General features: G+C 48.4%; 3 protein-coding genes. All 3 read left to right on the top strand.

The genetic code is table 11. From position 1 onward, the window contains the following. The first annotated feature begins 109 nt into the window (after nt 1-109). Genes AC3DOM_RS10110 through AC3DOM_RS10100 form a run of 3 tightly spaced genes read left to right on the top strand, consistent with a single transcriptional unit; the run spans nt 110 to nt 2,642 of the window. Complete coding sequence (locus AC3DOM_RS10110) at nt 110-1,081, top strand: ABC transporter substrate-binding protein (RefSeq protein WP_487918924.1); 972 nt, start codon at nt 110-112, stop codon at nt 1,079-1,081. A 53-nt stretch (nt 1,082-1,134) separates the two neighbouring features. Beyond that, entirely contained in the window at nt 1,135-1,902 is a 768-nt protein-coding gene (locus tag AC3DOM_RS10105; protein WP_487918923.1) for an ABC transporter ATP-binding protein, read from the top strand. Further along, nucleotides 1,899-2,642, top strand: coding sequence for an ABC transporter permease (locus tag AC3DOM_RS10100; protein WP_487918922.1), 744 nt, complete (start codon nt 1,899-1,901; stop codon nt 2,640-2,642). The genes AC3DOM_RS10105 and AC3DOM_RS10100 overlap by 4 nt, the downstream gene beginning before the upstream one ends. Nucleotides 2,643-2,675 lie beyond the last annotated feature (33 nt).

The following is a 2,675-nucleotide window of genomic DNA, read 5'->3' as shown; positions in this document are numbered from 1 at the left end:
TGAGTTTATCTGCTAATTCGCGATTTCGCTAGATTTTTCAGCGAATGGACAGTATTTGCAAAATGTAAAAATGTATTATACAAAAATGAAAATAGAAAGGTAATGAAACATGAAATGCACTATCTTTTTGGGGATGGCCCTTTTGCTTTCCCTCACGCTTATTCTAGGGGCGTGTGCTTCTGGCGCGGCTCCTACTGAAATGGAGTCCGAACCCGTTACGCTCAAGATCGCCGTTCTGCCCATTATGGACGCATTGCCAATGTTTGTTGCTGAGGCAGATGGATTATTCAAATCTCATGGCGTGAACGTGGAATTTATTCCAGTCGCTTCTGCACCAGAACGGGTGCAAATTATGCAGGCCGGGCAGGCTGATGGTACCGTGAATGAACTATTATCGGTCATGTTTTTCAATAAAGAAAGTGTGCAATTACAGGCTGTAAGATTTGCACATATGGCAACCCCGGAACATGCCCATTTTTATATCCTGGCTGCTGGTAATAGCGGAATCACCGATGTGGCCGGGCTAAAAGGTGTTGAGATTGGTGTCTCGCAAGGAACGATTATTGAGTACCTGACATATCGCTTGCTGGAAGCCGAGGGTTTCACAGCGGAGGATATCGTTACTTTGGCAGTGCCCAGAATCCCCGATCGTCTGGCATTGCTCGACTCTGGTGAATTGAAATCTGGCGTCCTCCCCGATCCGCTCGGCCCCCTGGCAGAACAATCTGGTGCGATCACTGTGCTGGATGATCGACATGCACCAAATTACGGTGCCAGTGTGATCTCGTTCCGTAAAGTAGTCATTGATGAGAATCCTGAAGCCGTAAAAGCTTTTCTTGCTGCTATTGAAGAAGCAGTCGAAAAGATCAATACTGACCCTGCCCAATATGCGGGCTTGCTGGCCGAGAAAAAACTTGTCCCACCACCACTAATGGAAAGCTATCAAATTCCCACCTTTCCGACAGCAGGAGTGCCAAGTGAAGCCGACTGGCATGATGCTCTCGACTGGGCCCAGAGTCAGGGTCTGATAGACATTGATATTGCCTACCATGATTCGGTTAACGCAGATTTATTGCCCTAATCTTCAGACCTGCGATAAAATGAAGAGGCTGGAATTTCCCAGCCTCTTTTTTTATGATGATTAAATTCAACGAACTCACTTTTGCCTACAGGGGCGCGACGCCCATCCTGCAAAGTTTTAACTGGTTTGTCCAGCCTGGCGAACGCTGGACTATTCTTGGACCCTCCGGCTGTGGCAAAACAACATTACTCTACCTCCTTGCAGGCCTGCGATTTCCAACGGGCGGTAAATTGCTCATCGATGGTGATCCCCTCACTCGCCCCCGCCCTACCTCAGGATTAATTTTACAGGAATATGGCTTATTACCGTGGGCGACTGTTCGCGAGAATGCTGAATTGGGGTTACGCGTGCATGGATTTTATGGTGCAGACGGGATCCACGCTCCGCGCGGCGAAACGCCGATGGATTTCAACGTGCTCCCGTGGCTCGAACGTCTCGGGCTGGATAGATTATCCGATAAATACCCCTCCCAAATTTCCGGGGGTCAACGTCAGCGGACGGCGATTGCCCGAACATTGGCGCTACATCCAGATCTGCTCTTGATGGATGAACCCTTTTCCTCGCTGGATGCTGTCAATCGGGCAGACCTGCAAAACTTGACGTTGGAACTCTGTGCAGAGGAAAAGCTGACTCTGGTTATGGTGACACACGCAATTGAGGAAGCCGCCATAATGGGAGAAAAAATTCTCCTCCTTGGCAATCCCCCAAACAAGAAACCCATCATTATTAGCAATCCAAATGCCGGAAAAAAAGGATATCGAGATAGCCAACCCTATATTGACTTATGCCATGATCTTCGGCAGCAAATGGAGGTCGTGTGAAAAAACGTGATGTATTTTTTGCAGGATTGGCGATTATTCTCTTCTGGCAAATCTCTGCATTGATCATAGACTGCAATATCATGCCTTCACCTTTTATAGTCATCCAAATATTCTTCAAGGAACTTTTTGGGGGAGATATGCTCGAACATGCTGCCGCCAGTTTATGGCGTGTATTGGCGAGTATGGTTCTCTCTGTGGCTTTCGCCGCTCCGGCGGGCCTTGTACTGGGTCAGTCAAAGAGGCTCAACCAATTATTTTCCCCCGTCATCTATTTACTATATCCGATCCCAAAGGTGGTCCTCGTCCCGATATTGCTACTTTTTTTCGGCGTTGGTGATCTATCCAAAATTCTAATCATCTTTATGATCCTCTTCTTCCAGATTCTGGTGCTGGTACGTGACCAGGCCGCATCGCTGCCGGTTGAATTGCTTCAATCCGTACGCAGTTTGGGAGCCGGGCGTCGTGCCCTCTTTCGCTTTGTCTACCTGCCTGCCAGCCTGCCTGCCATTCTGACAGCCTTGCGCCAATCAGTCGGGACGGCGGTGGCCGTGCTCTATATTGCCGAATTGATTGCCACACAACGCGGGTTGGGCTATTATATATATTTTAACGGTAGCACACTGCTGGATTATCCGGTCATGTATGCCGGAGTATTGGCAATGAGCCTTCTCGGGCTGGGACTCTACTTCGCTGTAGATTGGATGGAGCATCGCCTGTGCAAATGGCAGTTTGTGAAATAGCATTGCAAAGAAATGTTACTGCCATTTTTTTAG

This window comes from Candidatus Desulfolinea nitratireducens (genome assembly GCF_982879505.1).
Note: the sequence above shows the minus strand (reverse complement) of the source record. Positions and strands in the feature narration are given on the sequence as shown.